Source organism: uncultured Actinobacillus sp. (genome assembly GCF_945915845.1).
In the GTDB taxonomy this organism is placed as follows: Bacteria; Pseudomonadota; Gammaproteobacteria; order Enterobacterales; family Pasteurellaceae; genus Exercitatus.
Genome location: NZ_CAMEFX010000001.1, coordinates 43,487 through 66,450, shown reverse-complemented (window position 1 = coordinate 66,450; position 22,964 = coordinate 43,487). Strand labels below are relative to the sequence as shown.

Annotated in this window: 21 protein-coding genes; 9 read left to right on the top strand and 12 right to left on the bottom strand. The window is 41.1% G+C overall.

Going from position 1 to position 22,964, the window contains the following annotated elements; genetic code table 11:
• Positions 1-43: 43 nt before the first annotated feature.
• Positions 44-331: a helix-turn-helix transcriptional regulator gene (locus Q0O89_RS00300; RefSeq protein WP_273384271.1), complete on the bottom strand. Its 288-nt coding sequence runs from the start codon at positions 329-331 to the stop codon at positions 44-46.
• Positions 306-503, bottom strand: coding sequence for a type II toxin-antitoxin system RelE/ParE family toxin (locus tag Q0O89_RS00295; RefSeq protein ID WP_293729941.1), 198 nt, complete (start codon positions 501-503; stop codon positions 306-308). The genes Q0O89_RS00300 and Q0O89_RS00295 overlap by 26 nt, the downstream gene beginning before the upstream one ends.
• A gap of 349 nt (positions 504-852) precedes the next feature.
• Here Q0O89_RS00295 and Q0O89_RS00290 point away from each other — a divergent pair, with 349 nt between their 5' ends.
• Positions 853-2,058, top strand: a complete 1,206-nt coding sequence (locus tag Q0O89_RS00290) for an MFS transporter (protein ID WP_293729398.1) — start codon at positions 853-855, stop codon at positions 2,056-2,058.
• 39 nt (positions 2,059-2,097) lie between these two features.
• Here Q0O89_RS00290 and Q0O89_RS00285 read toward each other — a convergent pair whose 3' ends face one another.
• The gene (locus Q0O89_RS00285) at positions 2,098-3,357 is read right to left on the bottom strand and encodes an HlyC/CorC family transporter (RefSeq protein ID WP_293729396.1); all 1,260 of its coding nucleotides are present in this window, start codon (positions 3,355-3,357) and stop codon (positions 2,098-2,100) included.
• Between the two features lie 68 nt (positions 3,358-3,425).
• Positions 3,426-4,199 carry a cytochrome c biogenesis protein CcsA gene (gene ccsA / locus Q0O89_RS00280; protein ID WP_135710774.1) on the bottom strand — a complete coding sequence of 258 codons (774 nt, stop codon included), beginning with the start codon at positions 4,197-4,199 and terminating at the stop codon, positions 3,426-3,428.
• A 110-nt stretch (positions 4,200-4,309) separates the two neighbouring features.
• Here ccsA and ffh point away from each other — a divergent pair, with 110 nt between their 5' ends.
• Positions 4,310-5,710, top strand: coding sequence for a signal recognition particle protein (gene ffh, locus Q0O89_RS00275; RefSeq protein ID WP_273384281.1), 1,401 nt, complete (start codon positions 4,310-4,312; stop codon positions 5,708-5,710).
• A gap of 51 nt (positions 5,711-5,761) precedes the next feature.
• On the opposite strand, the gene Q0O89_RS00270 is transcribed toward ffh, so the two are convergent.
• From Q0O89_RS00270 to dapF, 8 genes are all read right to left on the bottom strand, one after another.
• A complete protein-coding gene (locus Q0O89_RS00270) occupies positions 5,762-6,751 on the bottom strand; it encodes a bile acid:sodium symporter family protein (RefSeq protein WP_135710776.1) in 990 nt (329 codons plus the stop codon).
• Positions 6,752-6,796: 45 nt separating this feature from the next.
• Positions 6,797-7,504, bottom strand: coding sequence for an HAD-IA family hydrolase (locus tag Q0O89_RS00265; RefSeq protein WP_293729387.1), 708 nt, complete (start codon positions 7,502-7,504; stop codon positions 6,797-6,799).
• 17 nt (positions 7,505-7,521) lie between these two features.
• On the bottom strand, positions 7,522-8,409 hold the full coding sequence (gene xerC, locus Q0O89_RS00260; RefSeq protein WP_273390959.1) for a tyrosine recombinase XerC: 888 nt from the start codon (positions 8,407-8,409) through the stop codon (positions 7,522-7,524).
• A 122-nt stretch (positions 8,410-8,531) separates the two neighbouring features.
• Positions 8,532-9,230: a lactate utilization protein C gene (locus Q0O89_RS00255; RefSeq protein ID WP_293729384.1), complete on the bottom strand. Its 699-nt coding sequence runs from the start codon at positions 9,228-9,230 to the stop codon at positions 8,532-8,534.
• Positions 9,230-10,642 (bottom strand): LutB/LldF family L-lactate oxidation iron-sulfur protein, encoded by a 1,413-nt coding sequence (locus Q0O89_RS00250; RefSeq protein WP_273390963.1) that lies wholly within the window; start codon positions 10,640-10,642, stop codon positions 9,230-9,232. The genes Q0O89_RS00255 and Q0O89_RS00250 overlap by 1 nt, the downstream gene beginning before the upstream one ends.
• 1 nt (position 10,643) lies before the next feature.
• Positions 10,644-11,384 (bottom strand): (Fe-S)-binding protein, encoded by a 741-nt coding sequence (locus Q0O89_RS00245; RefSeq protein WP_273390965.1) that lies wholly within the window; start codon positions 11,382-11,384, stop codon positions 10,644-10,646.
• A 61-nt stretch (positions 11,385-11,445) separates the two neighbouring features.
• Positions 11,446-13,041 carry an L-lactate permease gene (locus tag Q0O89_RS00240; protein WP_273390967.1) on the bottom strand — a complete coding sequence of 532 codons (1,596 nt, stop codon included), beginning with the start codon at positions 13,039-13,041 and terminating at the stop codon, positions 11,446-11,448.
• A gap of 282 nt (positions 13,042-13,323) precedes the next feature.
• The gene (dapF, locus tag Q0O89_RS00235) at positions 13,324-14,148 is read right to left on the bottom strand and encodes a diaminopimelate epimerase (RefSeq protein ID WP_293729377.1); all 825 of its coding nucleotides are present in this window, start codon (positions 14,146-14,148) and stop codon (positions 13,324-13,326) included.
• Positions 14,149-14,320: 172 nt separating this feature from the next.
• Between dapF and uppS the strand changes: the two genes are divergently transcribed.
• The 7 genes from uppS (at position 14,321) to miaB (ending at position 22,954) form a co-directional block, all read left to right on the top strand.
• Positions 14,321-15,040, top strand: coding sequence for a polyprenyl diphosphate synthase (gene uppS / locus Q0O89_RS00230; RefSeq protein ID WP_293729375.1), 720 nt, complete (start codon positions 14,321-14,323; stop codon positions 15,038-15,040).
• A 10-nt stretch (positions 15,041-15,050) separates the two neighbouring features.
• Entirely contained in the window at positions 15,051-15,917 is an 867-nt protein-coding gene (locus tag Q0O89_RS00225; RefSeq protein WP_293729373.1) for a phosphatidate cytidylyltransferase, read from the top strand.
• Between the two features lie 9 nt (positions 15,918-15,926).
• Positions 15,927-17,255: a sigma E protease regulator RseP gene (gene rseP / locus Q0O89_RS00220; protein ID WP_293729371.1), complete on the top strand. Its 1,329-nt coding sequence runs from the start codon at positions 15,927-15,929 to the stop codon at positions 17,253-17,255.
• Positions 17,256-17,297: 42 nt separating this feature from the next.
• Positions 17,298-19,661, top strand: a complete 2,364-nt coding sequence (bamA, locus tag Q0O89_RS00215; RefSeq protein ID WP_293729369.1) for an outer membrane protein assembly factor BamA — start codon at positions 17,298-17,300, stop codon at positions 19,659-19,661.
• A gap of 98 nt (positions 19,662-19,759) precedes the next feature.
• Positions 19,760-20,305 (top strand): OmpH family outer membrane protein, encoded by a 546-nt coding sequence (locus tag Q0O89_RS00210; protein ID WP_293729367.1) that lies wholly within the window; start codon positions 19,760-19,762, stop codon positions 20,303-20,305.
• Positions 20,306-20,324: 19 nt separating this feature from the next.
• A complete protein-coding gene (gene lpxD / locus Q0O89_RS00205; RefSeq protein WP_293729365.1) occupies positions 20,325-21,347 on the top strand; it encodes a UDP-3-O-(3-hydroxymyristoyl)glucosamine N-acyltransferase in 1,023 nt (340 codons plus the stop codon).
• Positions 21,348-21,529: 182 nt separating this feature from the next.
• Positions 21,530-22,954, top strand: a complete 1,425-nt coding sequence (miaB, locus tag Q0O89_RS00200) for a tRNA (N6-isopentenyl adenosine(37)-C2)-methylthiotransferase MiaB (RefSeq protein ID WP_293729363.1) — start codon at positions 21,530-21,532, stop codon at positions 22,952-22,954.
• Positions 22,955-22,964: the final 10 nt, after the last annotated feature.

The following is a 22,964-nucleotide window of genomic DNA, read 5'->3' as shown; positions in this document are numbered from 1 at the left end:
GCAGGTATTTACCTGCCTTTTTTGACCGCGCTTTTGGATACCATTAAGAGTGCGCAGAAAGTTGTAATTCCATACCACAAGCTCTGGCATAGCGAATAAGACTTGATAGGGTGGCTTTATTCGCATTTCGTTCCAATTTCGATATAGCAGGTTGTGAGACCCCCATTCTTTCAGCAACTTGAGATGATGTTAAGCCTGCTTTACTTCGCATATCATAAAGTAGTGATGCCGCATCTTCAGCTGCTTTTTCTTCAAGATAAAGAGCTTTTACATTTTCATCAGCGAGTAATTTTTCTTTGACGGCTTTATATGAGATAGGTTGGATTTTCATCAGTTAGCTCCTGTAAACGACTTAGTGCAATATCTATTTCAGATTGTGGTGTTTTTTGGGTTTTCTTCGCAAAGGTACGCAAAATATAAATTTTCCGACCAATAGCAAAGGCGAAAAACGTTCGTGTGATATCCTTTTTCCCGACACGTAATTCAAATAATCCCTGTTGAATGGGGCGCGTATCGGGAAAACGAAGCTCATTGCCCAGCAGTTCTAATTATCTAATTTTGCTAACAATTTTGCTTTCATAACATCATTGAGTGATTCTATCTCAGCAAATGCTTGTGGATGAAACAATAATTCAAACATATAAGTTATATACCGGCTGTGATTTACCCTTATAATAACCTTTGAGTTATATTTATTCAAGAGAATAGTTTGATTGTGGAATATACTTTACGATAAATTTCCTTGCCATTTTCCTAAAAAATACTACACTACGCCGCAAGTTTTTGTTTAACAAAAACGGTTCCCTTCTTTATCTTTAAAAGGTTGCCTGTGAGCAACAAAAGGACATCAAAATGACACACAAAGTTGATAATTATGGCTGGAAAGCCCTATTAGGCTCAGCCGTAGGTTACGCAATGGATGGGTTTGACTTACTTATCCTTGGTTTTATGTTAACTGCTATTTCCGCTGATCTTGGTTTAACCCCTGCGCAAGGTGGCTCATTAGTGACTTGGACCTTAATTGGTGCTGTGGCGGGTGGGATTATTTTCGGCGCATTAAGCGATAAATATGGGCGCGTCCGCGTATTAACTTGGACAATCGTTCTCTTTGCCGTCTTCACAGGCTTATGTGCTATCGCACAAGGTTATTGGGATTTACTGATTTATCGCACTATTGCAGGTATCGGTTTAGGTGGTGAATTTGGTATCGGGATGGCGTTAGCCGCCGAAGCTTGGCCGGCACGTCATCGTGCCAAAGCGTCATCTTATGTGGCGCTGGGGTGGCAAGTGGGGGTATTAGCTGCTGCCTTATTAACGCCATTATTGCTTCCTGTGATTGGCTGGCGTGGAATGTTTGTGGTGGGGATTTTCCCCGCTTTTGTGGCGTGGTTTTTACGCGCGCGTTTACATGAGCCGGAAGTCTTTACCCGCAAATTAGAAAGGGAAAAACCGAAACAATCGCCTTTCAAATTATTGATTAATGACAGCAAAACCGCCAAAGTGAGCGCAGGGATTGTTGTTTTAACGTCAGTACAAAACTTCGGCTATTACGGCATTATGATTTGGTTACCTAACTTTTTGTCGAAACAATTAGGTTTTAGTTTAACCAAATCAGGTTTATGGACGGCAGTTACCATTTGTGGCATGATGGCGGGTATTTGGATTTTTGGGCGTTTAGCGGATAAAATTGGGCGCAAACCGAGTTTCTTAATTTTCCAAGCCGGTGCAGTCATCAGCATCATTGCCTATTCACAATTGACTAACCCAACCGCCATGTTATTTGCAGGTGCGGCGTTAGGGGCATTTGTAAACGGGATGATGGGCGGTTATGGGGCTTTAATGTCAGAAGCCTATCCAACGGAAGCTCGTGCGACAGCGCAAAATGTCTTATTCAACTTAGGTCGAGCTGTAGGCGGTTTTGGACCTGTGGTTGTCGGGGCAATTGTTTCTGCCTATTCATTCCAAATCGCCATTGCATTCTTAGCCACAATCTATGTGCTTGATATGCTTGCAACGATTTTCTTAATCCCTGAATTGAAAGGGAAAGCGTTAGAATAGGAAAATAAATGACCGCACTTTAAAGCGCGGTCATTTTTTCTAACATTTTTCTACTTTTGCCTGTTTAACCATATTATCCGCCACTTCTAGGATGGTGATTTTAAGTCCGTTGAGTTCAAACTCTGTGCCTTCGTCAGGAATATCTTCTAAGGTTTCCAAAATCAGCCCGTTGAAGGTGCGTGCTTCTTCTGTATCTAAATTCCAGTCGTATAACTTATTGATATCACGAATATTGGTTAATCCATCAATAATCACTGAGCCGTCTGATTGTGGCACGATTTCTTCATCAATGGATGGCGTGGTTGAGGTAGTAAATTCCCCCACAATTTCTTCCAAAATATCTTCAAGGGTGACCAAGCCTTTAATATCGCCGTATTCGTCCACGACCAATCCGATACGTTCTTTGTTATTGCGGAAATTGACCAATTGGGCGTTGAGTGGCGTACCTTCAGGAATAAAGTAAATTTCATCTACCGCGCGAATTAAGGTTTCTTTGGTGAATTCATTTTTGTCTAGCATTAAACGATAGGCTTCGCGTACGCGTAAAAAACCTAACACATTGTTATCAATGCTATTTTTGTACAGCAAGACCCGACCGTGCGGCGCGTGGTTCAGCTGGCGCATAATGGCTTTCCAGTCATCTTCAATATCAATGCCTGAGATATCATTACGCGGTACCATAATATCGTCTACGGTAACTTCTTCTAAATCCAAAATGGATAACAGCATTTCTTGGTGGGCGGAAGGAATAAATTTGCCGCTTTCGTTAACAATGGAACGCAGTTCTTCAGGGCTTAAATGATTGGTTTTAGTTTCTGTTTTTAATCCGGTTATTTTGATCATTAATTTGATAATAACGTTCATTAAGAAAACTAATGGCGAACAAATCTTCATCAGCAATGACAAGAAATGGCTCGATAAAAACGCGACTTTTTCAGGGTAAAGTGCGGCAACTGTTTTAGGATAAATCTCAGAAAAGACTAACATGACAAAGGTTAGCACACCTGTTGCAATGGCAACCCCGGCATCACCATACAAACGCATACCAATAATCGTGGCAATGGCAGAGGCGGTAATGTTGACAAGGTTGTTACAAATAAGAATAAGGCTGAGTAATTTATCTGTCTTTTTTAATAAGTTTTCTGCTTTACGTGCCCCGCGATGACCTTTTTCTGCTAAATGGCGCATACGGTAACGGTTTGCGGAGAGAAGACCGGTTTCTGAGCCTGAAAAATAGGCGGAGAGAACTAAACAGATAATGAGAGAGATGACTAATGTACTAAGGGGGATACTGTCCAAAATCGGATCCTTTTGTTTGTTGATAAAAAAGTTGGGCTAGGGCTTTCCCTGAGCCAACTCGCTAAATATTAAAGAATTTTGCTACCAAAATAAGCAATGGTGAGCAAAATCATACCTGAAATTGTGAAAATGATCATTCTTTTTCCGCGCCAATGCCATTTCCAGTGCCCAAATAGCAACACACCAAACACCACCCAAGCAAAAAATGAGAAGAGGGCTTTATGTATATTGGTGGGTTCAAGGGCATCTAGCAAGTAGAACATTCCTGAAATAAGGGTAATGGTTAGCAAGATTTCCCCACTTAATAACACGCGGAAAAAATGGCGTTCTACTAACATTAACGGCGGAACCGCAGGGGATGGCATGATTTTTTTCTGCTTCAAATTATTGTCCAACCACGCAATTTGAATACTGTAAAGCATCGCAATAAAGCAAACAGAATAGGCCACCATAGATAAGACAATATGGGCAAAAACTTGATGATGTAATTGCACCATTTGGCTTGGAATAAATTCTGCCATAATTAAATTGATCACCGCAAACCCATAAGCAATCGGTAGCAAAAAGGAAATGGTGCGCACTTTTAAGCAAAGGGGAAAGCTGGCTAAAATGGCGATAAATAGACTGAGCAAGGAGCTGATTTCCAGTAAGGTCATACTTGTACCATTGGGCGTGCTATCTTCCCAATAATGCAGGCTCAAATAGTGCAACGCAATCCCGGCAAGTGCGGTCAATAAAACCCAAATTTTATTAATTTGTACCGTTTGACCCTGTGCCAAAGAAGGCGCAATCAGTAAAATACTGACACAATAGCAAAGCATAGAAAAAATGGCGTATGACATTTATAGATCCTTCATTTATCTTATTGAGAGCTATTCTAAGTTAAAAATTCAAATAGGGGAAGAATTCAGGTATAATCAGCGCAATTTTTCCATTTAGAAATGAGAATGTTATGTTTGAGAATTTATCCGATCGCCTATCGAAAACCCTACGCAATATCACGGGGAAAGGCCGTTTAACTGAAGATAATATTAAAGATACCTTGCGCGAAGTGCGTATGGCATTGCTTGAAGCGGATGTGGCGTTGCCTGTTGTTCGCGATTTTATCAACAAAGTCAAAGAAAGTGCCCTTGGCGAAGAAGTGAACAAAAGCCTAACCCCAGGGCAAGAGTTTTTGAAAATCGTTCAGCGCGAGCTTGAAATGGCCATGGGTGATGCGAATGAAGAACTCAATCTGGCTACTCAGCCGCCCGCGGTAATTTTAATGGCAGGTTTGCAAGGGGCGGGTAAAACCACTTCTGTAGGTAAACTCGCGAAATTCTTAAAAGAACGTCATAAGAAAAAAGTGCTTGTGGTGTCCGCGGACGTTTACCGCCCTGCGGCGATTAAACAATTGGAAACCTTGGCGCAAGCGGTTGGCGCGGATTTCTTCCCATCAAACGTACAACAAAATCCTGTTGAAATCGTCAAAGCTGCGCTTGCGGATGCCAAATTGAAATTCTACGATGTGTTGATTGTGGATACCGCAGGTCGTTTACATGTTGACGGCGAAATGATGGACGAAATTAAGCAAATTCACGCCGCACTTTCGCCAATTGAAACGCTCTTTACCGTTGATGCCATGACAGGTCAAGACGCCGCCAATACCGCAAAAGCCTTTAATGAAGCCTTGCCGTTAACCGGGGTGATTTTAACCAAAGTGGACGGTGATGCCCGCGGTGGTGCGGCGTTATCGATTCGTCAAATTACAGGAAAACCGATTAAGTTTTTGGGTGTTGGCGAGAAAACCGATGCATTAGAACCGTTTCATCCTGATCGTGTAGCATCGCGTATTTTGGGTATGGGCGATGTGTTGTCGTTGATTGAGGATTTACAACGCAACGTTGACCATGAAAAAGCGGAAAAAATGGCGCAAAAATTCAAAAAAGGCGACCAATTTACCCTTGATGATTTCCGTGAACAGCTCGTTGAAATGAAAAAAATGGGCGGAATGATGTCAATGCTTGAGAAATTACCCGGTGCTAAAAATTTGCCTGATCACGTGAAAAATCAAGTGGATGACAAAATGTTTATCAAAATGGAAGCGATCATTAATTCCATGACGTTAAAAGAACGGGCAAACCCTGAAATCATTAAAGGTTCGCGCCGCCGCCGTATTGCCTTAGGTTCAGGTACGCAAGTGCAAGATGTGAACAAATTGCTTAAACAATTTGACGAAATGCAACGTATGATGAAAAAAATGCGCAATGGCGGTATGGCAAAAATGATGCGTGGCATGAAAGGATTAATGGGCGGCGGCATGGGCGGTCTCGGTGGATTAGGCGGCTTAGGCGGAATGTTTGGACGCCGTTAATTTGTACCATAAAAAAGAAAGTGCGGTTGTTTCACCGCACTTTTTTGTTACTTAGGCATCCACAACTTCCGTTTGAGATGCTTCTGTAGGTTGAGCGCGTTTTTTATCCCACCAAAGGAAAAGGTTCGCTAAGATTGTGCCTGAAATAGAGTGCCATACACAAGATACGGCGGCGGCGATCGCGGATTCTGCACTGGTTGGGAAGAATTTTGAGCTTAATCCTGTGGCTAATCCGGCATTTTGTACGCCTACTTCGATAGATAAGGTGCGTTTTTTCGCTGTGCTCATACCGCAACATTGACCCGCAAGATAGCCTAAAACATAACCAATAATGTTATGGAATGCGATACAAACGAAGATAACCAAACCGGATTCGAGAAATTTTGGACCGTGAACCGCTACTACGCCACCGACAATACATGCAAATCCAATGACCGCCACACCGGGCATGACGCTTCTTACATCGTGGAACCATTTTTGTTTATGGCAGAAAATGTTAAATGCTGAGCCAATAGCCACAGGCAAAATGGTGACTAAGAGCATAAATTTAAACATTGCCCAACCATCCATATCAATGGTTTCGCCGACTAAGTAATTGATTAATAAGGGTGTCATAACCGGTGCAACTATGGTTGAAACCGTTGTCATCCCCACAGAAAACGCCACATCCCCTTTACATAAGAAACTCATAATATTGGAAGATACACCACCGGGGCAGCAACCGACTAATACAAGACCTAGTGTTAAACCCGGGGAAAGATCAAAGAGATTGGCGATGGTAATGGCAATAAAGGGCATAATAGTGTATTGCGCTACGGCACCGATAAAAATATCTAAAGGGCGTTGGGCTAAGATTTTGTAATCTTGTTTGCCCAGTGTCACACCCATGCCGAGCATGATGATGCCTAATACGATGATCTGTGCATCGCCTTTTACCCAGGTAAATGCACTCGGTACGTAGAATGTGACCATTGCCGTAAGAATAATCACGAGAGCCGTGAATTTAGTGAGAAAATAGCTGAGATGTTTTAATCCGCGCATAGTGGTTCCTTGTGTTAAGAGTATAAATAAATGAATTCTATAAGCTTATTTTGTGAGTGACAAGAGTTCGGTTAAATCTGCGATTTCCACAGTCGGTAGCAGTCGAGCTTCTGTAAATTTTCCTATGCCTAAATCGGATAAATTAATCCACACCGATTGGCAACCCGCTTGTATCGCGCCTTGAACATCTGTTACAAGATTATCGCCTACGTGCAAAATGTCTTGCGGATGAAGATGAAATGCCGCGGCGGCTTGGTGGAATAATGCTTGATGTGGCTTAGCTCTGCCGTGAACGCCGGCCTTTAAAGTCAGATCAAAATCTAAGCCAATGCGTTCCGGCGAAACATTGCCGTTGGTAATGGCAATTAAAGGGTAATGTTGTTTGAGTTGTTTAAGCACGGAAAAACTTTGTGCCGGAATCGCTATTTTATGCCGCCAAACAAAAAAATGTTCGATAGTGGTTTGCCAAATGGTCTCAATTTCTACCGCACTTTTTCCGATGTTTAACAAAAAAGCACGAACCGCTTCAAACCGCCATTGGGTCACATCTTCACACAACACAGGATCTTCTGCCAAAATCTTAAATTTCCATTGCTTCCATTCATCGATTGAAACCCCTTGTCCTAACAATTCCGACAGTTTAGCCACAAACTGATTTTCAGCATTTTGAATAACTTGGCGATTATCGTAAAGCGTATCGTCAAGATCGAAACTGATCGCCTTAAATGGCATAAAAGTGCAGTAAAATTTCATCTTGTTTTCCTTGAATATCAGCTTTTGCGTTTTGCTCTCGGGTGTGCTTTATCATAGACATCCGCTAAATGTTGGAAATTTAAATGGGTGTAAATCTGTGTGGTGGCAAGATTGCTATGGCCTAATAATTCTTGCACAGCACGTAAATCCGAACTGGCTTCCAGCATGTGAGTAGCAAAACTATGACGTAATTTATGGGGATTTAAATGGGCGTTTAATCCTTGTTTTATACCCCACACTTCCAAGCGTTTTTGAATAGAACGATGGGTTAAGCGGTTCCCCAAAGAACTCACAAATAATGCGTCATCTTTTGGATTAAAAAGCAACCGCACTTTTAGCCATGCTTGAATAGCATGCAAAGCGTGATGCCCAAAGGGCAGAATTCGTTCTTTGTTTCCTTTCCCCAACACGCGAACTTCACGAGCACGCAGATTGAGACTGTTGAGATTCAATCCTTGTAATTCAGATAACCGTAATCCGGAGCTATACATTAACTCAATTATCGCGCGATCACGAATATCAATCGGTTCCTTGCTTTGGTTATTGAGAAGTTGAGTCACTTGTTCTTCGTCAATATTTTTGGGTAGATGTTTTCCTTGTTTGGGCGCTGAAATACCGGTAGCAGGATTGACCTTTAATTCACCTTGTATCACCAAATAGCCTAAGAATTGACGTAAGGCAGATAAACGTAAGGCAAGGCTTTTTTCGTGTAAACCTGATTTTCGGCTTTCTGCTACTACAAATCGCACTACGCTTGGTGAAACAGCTTGCCAAGAATGAATTTCATTTTTCAGCAAAATTTCTACCACTGCAGTCAGTTGGCGTTGATACGCGGTTAACGTATAAGCACTTAATTGGCGTTCAATACGTAAATAATCGTAGTATTTTTGAAGGGCAACTTGCATATTGATGTTCTGTGTATAGTAGAAAAATGCTTCTGAATGAATCTATTTTAGTAGAAAATCGCGCAATAAAAAACCGCACTTGCGGTTTTTCACCACGAAGTGCGGTCAATTTTTAGCAAATTTTATAGGTCATCAATCACTAAATAAACTTTTGCCACAGGGCCGTGTACGCCAACCACTTTAATCAATTCAATATCTGCGGTTGAACTTGGACCGGCAATAATATTGATACAAGATGGCATTCGCTCTCCATGTTGTGCTTTTTCATGCAAAATTTTGGCGAGCTGAGCGACGCGCGGAAGTATCTGGCTTTTGCGTACTACTACAATCGATTTTTCAGGTAATAAGCTTACTGAACGGCCATTATCTTGATTTGAGAATAAGACAATACCGCCACTTTCACATAAACCATATTCGGCATGAACAATACCAATATTCGCTTTTTCTGCTTTAGTGATATTCTCTGTGTTGGCATTTTTGTCCCAAATATGCGTGGTGTAATTCATTTCGATAGCCTGAGTTAAACCGAGTTCTGTCAGTCTTTCGTCATTATTTAAAATAATGTCACCACCACCATATTTTTCGCAAATTTCAAGTAATTGCGCCACAACATTCGCTTCTGTTGTTTCGACTACATCTACCATCATTACTTTCGCAAAATCCATAAATTCTTGCGCCAGTTGAGCTTGCGTACGATCTGTTAAACGTGTTGTAGGGTAGTCATTTACTAATTGAGGCATAGGATCTGGTACAGTATGAAGTGTGCGCCCCATGCGTTCTGCTAATCTTGCTAAAAATGTTTCACGATTTTGAATTGTCATTAATTTTTCCCCCGATTAGCAAACCATGTACGGAAACTTTCACCCTCTGGTTGTGGTAAATCACGTGCTTTTGTCCATTCTGCGAGTGCACCGGCTTGAATAGGTGATTTGCCATTTTTGATAAATTTTCCTGCTAATTTAGCCCCAATTTTGACACTGCTATCCCAAATTGCTGGATGGGCATTGGCAAAGTTAAAACCTTTGATGGAAATGCGCTCTGCTAATGGTGTTAACCCTGACTGAGCGATATTTTCGCGGTGGCGTAAAATAAGTTGTGCTAAAGGGATTTTTACTGGGCAAACACTGTTACAGCCGGAGCATAATGAACATGCATATGGCAATTCTTTAAAGTCTTCATAACCGCCAAGTAATGGTGAAATAACGGCACCAATAGGACCGGGATAAATTGAACCATAGCCATGACCGCCAATTTGACGGTAAGCCGGACAAGTATTTAAGCAAGCACCACAGCGAATGCAGCGTAATACTTCTTTAAATTCACTTTCAAGAATTTGAGAACGACCATTATCGACAATCACTAAATGAAATTCTTCAGGACCATCTGTTTCGCCTTCAAGGCGTGGGCCTGTTAACCAAGTATTGTAACCTGTTAATTTTGCCCCAACGGCACTGCGACAAAGCATCGTAATTAACACGTCCACTTCTTGGAACGTCGGCGCAATACGTTCCATACCCATGACGGCAATATGCGTTTTAGGTACAGTAGTTGCAAGGCGTAAGTTACCTTCGTTCGTGACTAAACAGCAAGACCCCGTTTCAGCCACGGCAAAGTTACAGCCGCTAATGCCAATATCAGCCTCCAAGAAATCTTTTCGGATAACTTGGCGGATGAACGCTGTCATTTCTTCTGGTTTTTCAGTCCCGTTATAACCTAATTTTTCATGTAATTCTTTACGGATTTGATGGCGATCTTTATGAATAGCAGGTACAACAATGTGAGACGGTTTATCACCTACGATTTGTAACAAATACTCGCCTAAATCTGTTTCAACGACTTTAATGCCGTCTTTTTCTAAAATATGGTTCATCCCGATTTCTTCGGTGACCATAGATTTTGATTTAACAATTTTTTTCGCATTTTTTTCGCGAGCAACGCGGAGAATATAATCATTGGCTTCTTCTGCGGTTTCTGCAAAGAAAACATGTCCGCCATTTTGCTCTACTTTTTCACTTAATTGATATAAATAGGCATCAAGATTGGCTAATACATGGTTACGAATTTGTTTTGCCAGATCACGCCATTCTTCCCAATGCCCGAGTTCATCCACCATTTTTTGGCGGTTTGCGCCAATAGTTTCTTGTGCTTTGATTACCGCACGGCGCATAATTTCATTGTGAACTTGCTTTTCAACGCGTTGTTTAAATGGTAACTCACTAGTTTTCAAAGACATCTTAGTTCACTCCTTGCTCATCTTGCATTAATACTTCGGCAATATGCATCACTTTGACATTTTTGCCTTCTCGGCTTAAACGTCCTGCAATATTCATTAAGCAGCTAACATCAGCACCAACTAAATAATCAGGCTCTACGTCACTAATATTTACCACTTTTTCAGTCACCATTTCGCCTGAAATTTCCGCCATTTTCACGGAAAACGTTCCGCCAAAACCACAGCAAGTCTGTTGATTATGAATTGGCAGTAACTGTAAACCTTTAACGTTTTGTAATAATGTTAAAGGCTCTTGAACAATACCTAATTTGCGAGTGAGACTACAAGATGGATGGTAGACGGCTTTACCAGTTAAACGTGCGCCGACATTTTCCACTTTAAGGACATTGACGATAAAGTCAGTAAGATCATGAAAGCGATCGGCAACTTTTTGAGCACGCTCTGCCCATTGTGGTTCACCAAAGCGTTCAAAGTATTCAGGATAATTTTTTATGGCGTAAACGCAAGAGCCTGCCGGGGCTACGATAGGATAATCATTCACTTCAAAAGTTTCGACAAGGCTTTTCATCCCAGGGATGGCTTGTTTTGCATAGCCGCTATTGATAGCCGGTTGACCACAACAGCCCTGTTTTTCAAGGAACACGACATTACAACCGAGCTTTTCGAGCAGTAATACCGTATTTTTTGCTACACCGCCTTTTACGATGTCAGCGATACAAGTAACGTAAAAATTAACGTTCATAGTCACTCCAAATGAGAAAAGAGATCCGCACCTTAAGTCAACTAAGCGTGCGGAAATAATCTTATACGTTAAAGAATAACGGAATAATAAATAGTGCAACAAGTGCCGCAATTATGCCATACACAAACATTGGTAATACAGTTTGCTTGATGATATTGCCTTCTTGGTTATTAGTACCAAGTACAGAAGAGACGGCCACGATATTATTGATACAGACCATATTCCCCATAGCGCCGCCTACAGATTGTAAAGCAAGTACAAGTGCGGTCGATAATCCTGTAATTTCTGCAGTAGATAATTGCACACTACCAAACGTTAAATTTGAAACAGTATTTGAACCAGAGAAAAATGCTCCCACTGCACCGAGATAAGATGAGAACCATGTCCAATGTTCACCAGTGGTTTCAGCAAAAGTTTTACCGATAGTTTTTACCATTGATGCGTCTCCACCAACAAGCATGAGATTTACCATGATAAGTGCACCGACTAAAGCAATAAATGGATTTTTAGTGCGACGTAAACTGTCACCAAAAATTTCTCTTGTTTGCTTGAAGGTCATACTGAATAGTGGAATCACAATGAGTACTGTGATAACAAATGGAATAAATGCTGGTACATAAAGTAATTTATAACTCGCATTCACATGGGTATCAAAAATATTTTTCAAACTGAATACTAAACCATGACTGATTTCAAAATCGCCCAATGAACCAATACGTGTTGTAAACCATGTCGTTGTATCATTCATCCAAGCTTTGAATGGTAATTGTTGAATACGTGTGATGATTAAAATAGAAATCAACATACCTGTTGGTAGTAATGCTTTTATAACTTGGGATGTTGTGACTGCATTGCTATCCAAATGATTTTCCATTTTTACTAAGCCAATATTGCGGTTCGCTGCGAAAACTGAAATGAGTAAACCAATTGCCCCACCGACTAATGCTGGAAATTCATAGTTAAACTGAGCAATTATTAAATAAGGAACAACACAGCCAAAAACACTAATGTAAATAAACATAAGATTTTGGCGAATTTCTTTCCAACTTACGATAACGCGTAATGCCATGAGCGGGATAATAAAGGCCGCGATACTATGGATTAAGGCAGTCATTGAACCTATCGTTAGAATTTCATTTTCACCTAATTTCAGTGGACCAAAACCGAACCAAGTTGGTGTACCTACTGCACCAAATGAAACAGGCACTGAGTTCATAATTAATGCGAGAATGGCGACTTTAATTGGGTTAAAGCCTAAACCAACTAAAATAGGGGCAGCAATTGCAGCTGGTGTACCGAAACCACTTGCACCTTCAATCATAAAGGCAAATGCCCAACCGATAATCATAAGCTGTGCGACAGGGTTCGGGTTAATATTCCCTAGCCAGCGACGTAATACATTGGTTACACCAGACATTTCTGAGAATTTGTTAAATAAAATTGCCCCAAAAATAACAGTAATTGGCGTTTGTACCGCCACAATACTTGCAGTAACGTTTGCGCTAATTGTTGCGATATCTGTGCCGAAATAGGCTAGATGGATCATCAAAACAACAACAGCAATCCAAGGTAATGCAACATAAGAAGGTAAGGCATTACGTTTTACCATAAGGTAAATTAAAAGAATAATTGGAAAAATACTAAGTGCAAAAGCCATAAAAAATTCCTAGTGGTTGTAAAATTACTATGTATTGTATTTAAAATTTGTTAAAAAAATACAAAAATATTGTAAATATTTGAATTTGATCACAAAAAATATGAATTTTACTTGACCAGGTTATTAACTTATTTGAAAGATTATAATATTTGTTGAGATATATGGTGAAAAGGCATAGAAAGAATAAAGTAAAATGAGAGTTTTACATTAGTGTAGCGAGGGAAATGTTAATTTAGTGTAAAAAGAACGGCGAAATTTCACCGCACTTTTCACATTTACGTTTTAGAGTTTAATTACGCCATCATAAATATGAGTCGCATCACCTGTCATATACAACGGTTGTCCTTCTCCAGCCCATTCAATAGTGAGAGAGCCACCAGGTAAATCCACTTGAACTGTGTTATCAAGCAATCCTTGCATAATACCAACAGCCGCAGCAGCACAAGCTCCGCTTCCGCAGGCTTGTGTTTCACCAGCACCACGTTCATAAACTCGTAGTTTGATGTGATTACGGTTAATAATCTGCATAAAGCCTGCATTTACTCGTTCTGGGAAACGTTCGTGATTTTCAAGTAATGGTCCAAGTTCTTCTACGTTGGCGGTGTCAATATTATCTACTTGCACGACACAATGCGGATTGCCCATAGAAACTGCGCCGCAAAGGACGGTTTGAATGTCAGTGCGAAGAATGTAATTTTTTTCAAATTTATTGGCAATAAAAGGGATTTTACTCGGTTCCCAAATGGGTTCGCCCATATTGACACGGATCATGCCGTCATCTTTAACCGTTAAAATCATACGGCCTTTAGCGGTGCTTACTGCGATGTCTTTTTTATTGGTTAAGCCTTTCATGGTAACGAAACGGGCGAAACAACGTGCGCCGTTGCCACATTGGGAAACTTCGCTACCATCAGCATTAAATATGCGGTAGTGAAAATCGAGATCAGGATCGTAGGGTGGTTCAACGATGAGTAATTGGTCGAAGCCAATACCACGATGGCGATCGGCGAGTTTTTTGATGACCTCTTCAGGGAAGAATAAATTTTGGGTTACTGCATCAACCACGACAAAATCGTTGCCTAATCCGTGCATTTTGGAAAACTGCATTTTTCCGTCCTATATCAAAGAAAAGTATTTGGGCATTATAGTGTGCTATTTAAGATGAGTAAATAAGCGGATCATCGTAAAAGACAATGACAGTAATCGGGGCTTATGCTATATTTCTGCTCATTACTGGCCGCCAATAAGTGCGGTTGATTTTTGACTGTTTTGAGAAAAAATGAACGAACTCAATCCAAATAATATTCCGAAGCATGTTGCCATTATTATGGATGGCAATGGTCGCTGGGCAAAACAACAAGGGAAAATGCGTGTTTTTGGTCATACCAATGGTGTGAAAGCAGTGCGTAGATCCGTGTCTTATGCCCGCCAAATTGGGGTGCAATCCTTAACCTTATATGCCTTTAGTAGCGAAAACTGGAACCGCCCTGAAGCGGAAGTTTCCGCCTTAATGACATTATTTATGCAAGCCTTAGATCGTGAAGTGAAGAAGTTGCATAAAAATAATATTAAGTTATTGATTTTAGGTGATAAATCGAAGTTTAGCGATAAGCTGCAAGAGAAAATCGCCAAAGCAGAAAAATTAACGGAAAATAACACCGCACTGACGGTGAATATCGCGGCAAACTATGGTGGTTGTTGGGATATTTTGCAGGCTACTCAAAAATTGGCCGGGCAAGTTAAAGCCGGTGAGTTAGCACCGGAACAAATTAATGAAGAACTTTTTCAACAGATGTTGGTCACAAAAGCGCAACCCCCCGTGGATTTATTAATTCGTACCAGTGGTGAACAACGGATTAGTAATTTTTTGCTTTGGCAAATTGCCTATGCCGAGCTGTATTTCACCGATGTGCTATGGCCTGATTTTAACGAAGAAGAATTTAACCGAGCAGTTTTTGCTTTCCAACAACGTGAGCGCCGTTTTGGCGGTTCTGAATAAGGAGTTACTTTTGCTTAAAGAACGAGTTTTATCTGCCATTGTATTAATTGCAATCGTTTGTGCGGCTTTATTTTTATTTTCGCCATTCTATTTCGCTTTGGCGATAGGCGCGGTGGCAACATTGGGTGTTTGGGAATGGACACAATTTGCGCGTGTTAAAGCCTTCTTTTGGCGCGCTGTAATCACCGTTGTTGCGGCGGCATTTCTATTTTTATGGATTTTCAGCGAAGCGGATTATTTAAATGCCGGGCGTGTCTTCCAATCTCATGCCGAGCCGATTTTATTAGGTGCTGTGGTTTGGTGGGGCGTGGCATTTTTGCTGGTGGTGAGCTATCCGACATCGGCGAAATTATGGGGTAAATCCCCGATCTTGCAGGCGATTTTTGCCTTTCACACTCTCATTCCTTTTGTAATTGGTGTGTTAAGTTTGCGTTTGGATAATTATGTGTCAGATGCGTTGCATGGTGTACAACTCTTGCTTTATGTCTTTATTTTAGTTTGGGCGGCAGATAGTGGTGCGTATTTTGCCGGCCGCGCATTAGGTAAACACAAACTGGCGCCGAAAGTATCGCCGGGGAAAACGTGGGAAGGCGTGATCGGTGGTGTTTTAACCGCAGCAGTATTAGCGTTTTTATTTATTCATTTTGCGGGAGACAGCTTATTTACGCGCGGAAATATTCAAAGTTTAACCGCACTTTCTGCGGCAACGGTGGCTATTTCGGTGTTGGGCGATTTAACGGAAAGTATGTTCAAACGCGAAGCGGGGATTAAAGACAGCAGCAATTTAATTCCGGGACACGGCGGTGTGTTAGATCGCGTTGATAGCCTTACCGCGGCAGTTCCATTTTTCAGCTATTTCTATTTCTTTGTGTTATAAGGAAAAATAATGTCCTTTTTGTGGTCGCTTGTTTCATTTATTGTTGTTATTGGCGTATTGGTTTCTGTGCATGAGTTCGGACACTTTTGGGCGGCGCGAAAGTGCGGTGTAAAAGTGCATCGTTTTTCTATTGGCTTTGGGAAAGTGTTATGGAAACGCACGGATAAACAGGGAACGGAATTTGCCTTATCGGTGATTCCCTTGGGCGGTTATGTCAAAATGCTTGATGAACGCACGGAAGAAGTGCCGCTTGAGTTGAAATCCCAATCTTTTAACAGCAAAACCGTGTTGCAACGCGCTTTTATTATTGCTGCAGGTCCATTAGCGAATTTTATTTTTGCGATTTTTGCCTATTGGGTGATTTTCGTGGTGGGGATGCCGAGTGTTAAACCGGTGATTGGGGAAGTAAAACCTCATTCTATCGCCGCCATGGCAGAGCTTGCACCCAACAGTCAAATCCTGGCGGTTGATGGCACGCAAACCGATGATTGGGAAAGTATTAATTTGTTGCTCGCCAGCAAGTTAGGGAATGAGCGAGTGACCTTAACGGTTGCGCCATTTGGTGAACATCGTATCCAAGAAAAAACGCTATCTTTGAGCAATTGGACTTTTAACCCTGAAAAAGAATCGGCTTTCGGTTCTTTGGGGATTAAACCGGTTTCATCTAAAGTGACGAATACCTTGGCTTCCGTGGTGAAAGATTCCCCGGCAGCACGTGCAGATTTGCAAGTCGGTGATGTGCTGTTGCGTTTAAATGGGCAACCTGTGGATTGGCAGGCGTTGGTTGATCGTATTCAACAAGGTGGAACCTTGGATTTACAGGTGTTGCGACAAGGGGAAGAGCTGACTGTCGCGTTAACGCCTGAAATGAAAGACGGACGCTATTTTGCCGGCATTGCTCCTGTGGTTGAGCCAATAAATGAAATCTATCGAACTGAATTAAAATATGATATTCTTGACGCCTTGTGGAAAGGGGTAGAGAAAACGTGGCAGCTTTCTGCGTTGACGGTCAAAGTCATCGGCAAGTTATTTACAGGGGATTTATCGCTCAGTAATTTGAGTGGCCCTATTTCTATCGCGAAGGGCGCGGGTGTTTCATCCAGTTTTGGTTTGATTGCATTCTTAAGCTTTATGGCATTAATTAGTGTCAATTTGGGTATGATGAATTTATTTCCATTGCCGGTGCTAGATGGCGGTCATTTAGTCTTTTTGGCGGTGGAAGGGATAAAAGGCAAACCTGTTTCAGAACGGGTGCAAGAATTATGTTATCGAGTTGGCGCGGCTTTGTTGTTAGCGTTAACTGCCTTTGCTTTATTCAATGATTTTTTGCGTTTGTAAAACGCAGCAAAAACTAACCGCACTTTTATAGGTGATTTAAAAATGAAAAAACTCTTAATTGCTAGTTTATTATTGGGTTCAACCAGTGTTTATGCGGCACCGTTCGTTGTTCAAGATATTCGAGTGGATGGCGTGGAATCCGGGGCTGAAGGTAAAGTATTAGCCGGTTTACCTGTTCAGTTGGGTAAGCGTATAACTGATGAAGAAATTGCGACTATTGTCCGTACACTTTATCATCGTGGCTATCAGGATGTGCAAGTTATTCGTGATGGTAATGTGTTAACGATTTCTGTGGTGCAATTGCCTATTATTGCGGATGTGGTTATTTCGGGTAATGACACCATTCCAACAGAAGCGTTAAAAGAAAATCTGGATAATAATGGTTTTAAAGTAGGAAGTGTGCTTGACCGTGCGAAGTTAACGGCTTTTGCTGAAAGTTTAGAATCACATTATGCGTCAACCGGTCGTTATAATGCTAAAGTTGAGCCTGTGGTGAATACCTTACCGAATAATCGCGCAGAAGTTAAAATTAATATTAAAGAAAATGATGTTGCTAAATTAAAAGAATTAACATTTGAAGGTAACGAAGCCTTTTCAGGTTCGCGCTTAGCCGATCAAATGGAGCTTTCGGAAGATGCTTGGTGGAAATTGTTCGGTGCTAAATTTTCTCAAGAACAATTTGGTAAAGATTTAGAAACCATCACCAATTACTACCAAGATCGTGGTTATCCTAAAGCGCAAATTACTGCGACAGATGTTCAACTTAATGATGAGAAAACCGAAGCGCGTGTTAAAATTACGGTTAATGAAGGCGAATTATATACGGTCAATAGTGTGCGTATCGTGGGGAATGTGGGCGGTATGCAGAATGAGTTGCAATCATTATTAGACGGTATTCGTTTGAATGATACTTTCCGTCGTGTGGAAATTAGTTCTGTTGAAAACGGCATCAAAGCGAAATTAGCTGAGCAAGGTTATGCTACGGCACAAGTTAATGTGGTGCCTGATTTTGACGATGTGAATAAAACCGTAGGAATTACGTATGTTGTAGATGCAGGTCGCCGTTATTCTGTGCGTCAAATTCGCTTTGAAGGCAATACCGTGAGCGCGGATAGCACATTGCGTCAAGAAATGCGCCAACAAGAAGGGGCTTGGTTATCCTCTCAACTTGTTGAGTTAGGTAAAACACGTTTAGACCGTACAGGTTTCTTTGAAACGGTAGAATATCGTAATGAGCCGGTCAAAGGAACGGATGACGAAGTTGATGTGATTTATAAAGTCAAAGAGCGTAATACGGGAAGTATCAACTTTGGTATCGGTTACGGTACAGAAAGTGGTTTTAGCTATCAAACGAGTGTAAAACAAGATAACTTCTTGGGGATGGGATCGTCAATTAGTGTATCAGGAACACGTAACGACTATGGGACAAGTGTTGATTTAGGCTATAACGAACCATACTTTACCAAAGATGGAGTCAGTCTTGGTGGTAATGTATTCTATCAAACCTATGATAATACAGGCACAGACGATAACGTGGCCTCTTATAAACGTACGACTTACGGCTTAAATTTAACCTTAGGATTCCCGGTGAATGAAAATAACTCCTACTATATTGGTGCGGGTTATACTTATAATAAATTAAAAGACATTAGCCCGGAATACACGCGTGATCTTTACCGTGAGTCTATGGAATTTGATGACTGGACGTTTAAAACCCACGATTATACGATTTCTGCCGGTTGGATTTATAATAACTTAAACCGTGGTTATTTCCCAACTAAAGGGGTAAAAGTTAATGTGGGCGGCGTAGTTACTGCACCGGGTTCAGACAACCGCTACTATAAATTAAGCACAGATATTCAAGGTTATTATCCATTAGATCGTGAGCATAAATGGGTTATTTCCGGTAAATTTAGTGCCGCTTATACGGATGGTCTAAATGGTAAACGCGTGCCGTTCTACCAACTCTATAACTTAGGTGGTATCGGAACCATTCGTGGTTTCTCTTACGGTGGTTTCGGACCAAATGCTATTTATATGGGACAAAGCGGTGACTATGATCAAGTAAGTCGAGATGTAATTGGTGGTAATGCGATGGCAACCGCCAGTGCAGAATTTATTATTCCAACCCCATTTGTGGCGGATAAAAACCAAAACAGCGTGCGTACATCATTATTCGTTGATGCCGCAAGTTTATGGAATACAAAATGGTCTAATGTAGAAAAATCACGCTACCCGATGTTGCCGGATTATGGTGATCCAAGTCGTATCCGTTCTTCCGCAGGTGTGGCGTTCCAATGGCAATCCCCAATTGGTCCTTTGGTATTCTCATACGCTAAACCACTCAAAAAATATGAAGAAGATGATATTGAACAATTCCAATTTAGCATTGGTGGTTCATTCTAATCGGAACTTATTAAAGACTTTGTAGTCGAAAAATCACTCGTATTACAAATTGAGTTTGTAATACGAAACAATCAACAACTAATAAGGAAATTTAAACAATGAAAAACTTTGTAAAAGCAACTGCACTTTCTTTAGCATTAGGTTTTGCTTCAGCTTCAGCTATGGCAGAGGAAAATATCGCATTTGTTAATGCCGCAGTCGTATTCCAAAACCATCCGGAGCGTGAAGCGATTGGTCAGAGCTTAGAAAAACAATTCAAAGCGGAAGCGGATAAACTTGCTGCAAGCAAAAAATCCATTGATGGCAAAATTGCCGCATTACAAAAAGACGCCAAAAATTTACGTAGCGCAGACATCAAAAAACGTGAAGATGAGATCAATAAATTAATGCGTGCACATGATGAAAAAGCTCGTCAATTCCAACAAGAAACAGCAAATGCTGAACGTGAAGAAACCGCTAAATTGTTAGAATCAATCCAAGTTGCAACCAACAAATTAGCGAAAGAAAAAGGCTATACTTACGTGATTGACGCAAATTCTGTTGTTTATGCTGTTGATGGCAAAGATATTACTGAAGATGTGTTAAAAGCCGTCGGTGGTAAATTACCGGAAGCGCCTAAAGCTGAAGAGAAAAAAGCGCAATAATCTAAGGTAAATTAAACTTATGCGTTCTTATACTTTAAAAGAATTAGCAGAGCAAGTCGGCGGTGCCATTCGTGGCAACGCCGATGTTGTAGTGAGCAGTATTGCACCATTAGATCGCGCGAGCACAAATCAACTTACCTTTATCTCTAACGTCAAATATCGTCCCTATCTTTCACAAGCACAAGCGAGTGTTTTAGTCGTATCTGAGGCAGATGTAGAATTTTGTGCAGAGAATGCCAATTTATTGATTGTACAAAATCCTTATGTGGCTTATGCAATCTTGGCTCAATATATGGATACTACGCCAAAAGCTGCTTCTGATATTGCCCCAAGTGCGGTAATTTCTGAACGCGCTTCTTTAGGTGAAAACGTATCGATTGGAGCCAATGCGGTGATCGAAGATGGCGCAGTGATTGGGGATAATGCGGTGATTGGTGCCGGTTGCTTTATTGGTAAAAATGCGAAAATCGGTAAAAACACTCAACTTTGGGCAAATGTGAGTATTTATCACGAAGTACAGATCGGCGATGATTGTTTAATTCAATCAGGTGCGGTGATTGGTAGTGATGGTTTTGGCTATGCTAATGAACGTGGTAAATGGATTAAAATTCCACAAACCGGTCGCGTAGTGATTGGTAACCGAGTAGAAATTGGCGCCTGTACTTGTATTGATCGCGGTGCGTTAGATGATACGGTTATCGAAGATAACGTGATTATCGATAACCTTTGCCAAATCGCTCATAACGTGCATATTGGTACAGGAACAGCAATCGCAGGTGGCGTGATTTTAGCCGGTAGTCTAAAAGTCGGACGCTATTGCCAAATTGGTGGCGCGAGTGTGATTAATGGTCACATGGAAATTTGCGACCAAGCCATTATCACAGGCATGAGTATGATTATGCAGCCAATTACGGAAAAAGGTATTTACTCCTCAGGTATTCCTGCTCAACCAAACAAAGAATGGCGAAAAACGGCAGCACTCACCATGGGCATTGATAAGATGAATAAACGTCTTAAAGCCCTTGAGAAAAAGCTGGCTTAAATTAAAATGTTTTAATATGTTAACCGCACTTTTGATGATGAAATCATTGTGCGGTTTTATTTTTCTATTTTTAATGAGATTCTACGTTGAATTGATGAAAATTAAAACTAGCCACCACCCGCCTAAACTTGTAAAATACCCGACCAAATTTTTAAAGAATTTTTATTTAACCGATTAAGATTATGACGCAAAAATTACATATCACCACTTGGGGCTGCCAAATGAATGAATATGATTCATCAAAAATGGCGGATCTATTATTATCAACCCACGGCTTAGAATTAACGGATAAACCTGAAGATGCAGATGTTTTATTGCTCAATACCTGTTCAATTCGTGAAAAAGCACAAGAAAAAGTGTTCTCACAATTAGGCCGTTGGAAAACTTGGAAAAAAGAAAAACCACATTTAATTATTGGCGTGGGCGGTTGTGTGGCCTCACAAGAAGGTGAACACATTCGTGAACGTGCGCCTTTTGTGGATATTATTTTCGGGCCACAAACCTTGCACCGTTTACCTGAAATGATCAATCAGATTCGTGGCGGTAAAAGCAATGTGGTGGACATTAGCTTCCCTGAAATTGAAAAATTTGACTGCTTACCTGAACCAAAAGCGGAAGGGCCAACCGCATTCGTTTCCATTATGGAAGGCTGTAACAAGTATTGTACTTACTGCGTTGTGCCTTATACCCGTGGTGAAGAAGTGAGCCGTCCGTTAGATGACGTATTATTTGAAATTGCGCAATTAGCGGAGCAGGGTGTACGTGAAATTAACTTATTAGGGCAAAATGTTAATGCTTATCGCGGTGCAACACATGATGGTGGTATCTGCACCTTTGCAGAATTATTACGTTTAGTGGCAGCGATTGACGGCATTGACCGTTTACGTTTCACCACGAGCCATCCAATCGAATTTACCGATGATATTATCGATGTATATGCAGATACGCCTGAATTAGTCAGCTTCTTGCACTTACCGGTTCAAGCCGGCTCAGATCGCATTTTAACCATGATGAAACGAGGTCATACCGCATTAGAATATAAATCGATTATTCGTAAATTGCGCAGAGTACGTCCAAACATTCAAATCAGCTCAGACTTTATCGTAGGTTTTCCGGGGGAAACGAATGCTGAGTTTGAAGAAACGATGAATTTAATTGCGGACGTGAATTTTGATATGAGTTACAGCTTTGTTTATTCAGCACGTCCAGGCACACCTGCAGCCGATATGCCGGATGATGTCACTGAAGAAGAGAAAAAACAACGCTTAGCTTTATTACAACAACGCATTAACAACCAAGCTTTGCAATTTAGTCGTGCCATGCTGGGGACAGAGCAGCGTGTTTTAGTGGAAGGCCCCTCTAAGAAAGATATTATGGAATTAACAGGGCGCACGGAAAATAACCGTATCGTCAATTTCAAAGGTACGCCTGATATGATTGGTAAATTCGTGGATATTAAAATCACCGATGTTTACACCAACTCACTGCGCGGTGATGTCGTTCGTACAGAAGATGAAATGGGTTTGCGTGTCGTGCAATCACCACAAGCGGTTATCCAACGTACACGTAAAGAAGATGAATTAGGTGTAGGGAAATTCACCTTATAACCCTGAAAAT

What these genes read in the sequence shown, in the direction of transcription:
- xerC (WP_273390959.1), bottom strand. Translation starts at nt 8,409, where the DNA reads ATGCAAGTTGCCCTTCAAAAATACTACGATTATTTACGTATTGAACGC.
- Q0O89_RS00210 (WP_293729367.1), top strand. Translation starts at nt 19,760, where the DNA reads ATGAAAAACTTTGTAAAAGCAACTGCACTTTCTTTAGCATTAGGTTTT.
- Q0O89_RS00270 (WP_135710776.1), bottom strand. Translation starts at nt 6,751, where the DNA reads ATGCGCGGATTAAAACATCTCAGCTATTTTCTCACTAAATTCACGGCT.
- lpxD (WP_293729365.1), top strand. Translation starts at nt 20,325, where the DNA reads ATGCGTTCTTATACTTTAAAAGAATTAGCAGAGCAAGTCGGCGGTGCC.
- Q0O89_RS00255 (WP_293729384.1), bottom strand. Translation starts at nt 9,230, where the DNA reads ATGACAATTCAAAATCGTGAAACATTTTTAGCAAGATTAGCAGAACGC.
- Q0O89_RS00240 (WP_273390967.1), bottom strand. Translation starts at nt 13,041, where the DNA reads ATGGCTTTTGCACTTAGTATTTTTCCAATTATTCTTTTAATTTACCTT.
- Q0O89_RS00265 (WP_293729387.1), bottom strand. Translation starts at nt 7,504, where the DNA reads ATGAAATTTTACTGCACTTTTATGCCATTTAAGGCGATCAGTTTCGAT.
- rseP (WP_293729371.1), top strand. Translation starts at nt 15,927, where the DNA reads ATGTCCTTTTTGTGGTCGCTTGTTTCATTTATTGTTGTTATTGGCGTA.
- Q0O89_RS00290 (WP_293729398.1), top strand. Translation starts at nt 853, where the DNA reads ATGACACACAAAGTTGATAATTATGGCTGGAAAGCCCTATTAGGCTCA.
- Q0O89_RS00250 (WP_273390963.1), bottom strand. Translation starts at nt 10,642, where the DNA reads ATGTCTTTGAAAACTAGTGAGTTACCATTTAAACAACGCGTTGAAAAG.
- miaB (WP_293729363.1), top strand. Translation starts at nt 21,530, where the DNA reads ATGACGCAAAAATTACATATCACCACTTGGGGCTGCCAAATGAATGAA.
- Q0O89_RS00245 (WP_273390965.1), bottom strand. Translation starts at nt 11,384, where the DNA reads ATGAACGTTAATTTTTACGTTACTTGTATCGCTGACATCGTAAAAGGC.
- bamA (WP_293729369.1), top strand. Translation starts at nt 17,298, where the DNA reads ATGAAAAAACTCTTAATTGCTAGTTTATTATTGGGTTCAACCAGTGTT.
- uppS (WP_293729375.1), top strand. Translation starts at nt 14,321, where the DNA reads ATGAACGAACTCAATCCAAATAATATTCCGAAGCATGTTGCCATTATT.
- ccsA (WP_135710774.1), bottom strand. Translation starts at nt 4,199, where the DNA reads ATGTCATACGCCATTTTTTCTATGCTTTGCTATTGTGTCAGTATTTTA.
- dapF (WP_293729377.1), bottom strand. Translation starts at nt 14,148, where the DNA reads ATGCAGTTTTCCAAAATGCACGGATTAGGCAACGATTTTGTCGTGGTT.
- ffh (WP_273384281.1), top strand. Translation starts at nt 4,310, where the DNA reads ATGTTTGAGAATTTATCCGATCGCCTATCGAAAACCCTACGCAATATC.
- Q0O89_RS00300 (WP_273384271.1), bottom strand. Translation starts at nt 331, where the DNA reads ATGAAAATCCAACCTATCTCATATAAAGCCGTCAAAGAAAAATTACTC.